General features: G+C 60.9%; 1 protein-coding gene. It reads left to right on the top strand.

The features are described 5' to 3' along the window. Positions 1-86: 86 nt before the first annotated feature. A partial coding sequence (locus NKH30_RS33090; RefSeq protein ID WP_352998169.1) for a serine hydrolase domain-containing protein occupies positions 87-649 on the top strand: 563 nt, incomplete at its 3' end.

The following is a 649-nucleotide window of genomic DNA, read 5'->3' as shown; positions in this document are numbered from 1 at the left end:
AACATATCAGTAGAAAATAGCTGTAACCATCTTTCATCTTGCCGCGTATGATCCGATCATCTGCCGTGCAGGTTTGAGGACATGCAATGAACAAGGCCGCTGCTCTCCTGGTGCTTTCCCTGGTTACCATGCTGCCCGCCATGGCAGCCGCGCAGTCCTACGTGCCGGAGCTTGGGCCATCGCCGCCGCAGGATGCTGTGGAGCTGTATCCCGGCGGTGTCGAGAAGGCGCTGGCCGCGCTGCCGGACATCGTCAAGAAAGTCAAGGAAGCATCCGACGTTCCCGGCTTCGCCGTGGCGGTGGTGCATGGCGGCAAAATGATCTTTGACGAGGGCTATGGCCTTCGCAACAACCGGGACGACACTTCTAAGGTCAGCAGCACCACCATTTTCCAGGTCGCCTCGGTGTCGAAGTCGATCTCGGCCACGGTGGCCGCGATCGCCATGACGAAGGACCACAGCTTCGACTGGGATACCCCGGTCGGCAAGGTCTGGGACGGCTTTCGCCTCAATCTCGACTATGTCTCGGGCAACGCCACCATCGGCGATTTCTTCGCCCATCGCTCGGGCCTGCCGATGGCGGCGGGCGACGAACTCGAGGATCTCGGCTTCCAGCGCAAGCAGATCGTCGGGAGCCTGTGGATGGTGCC

The organism is Mesorhizobium sp. M1273 (genome assembly GCF_040318195.1).
Classification (GTDB): Bacteria; Pseudomonadota; Alphaproteobacteria; order Rhizobiales; family Rhizobiaceae; genus Mesorhizobium.
Note: the sequence above shows the minus strand (reverse complement) of the source record. Positions and strands in the feature narration are given on the sequence as shown.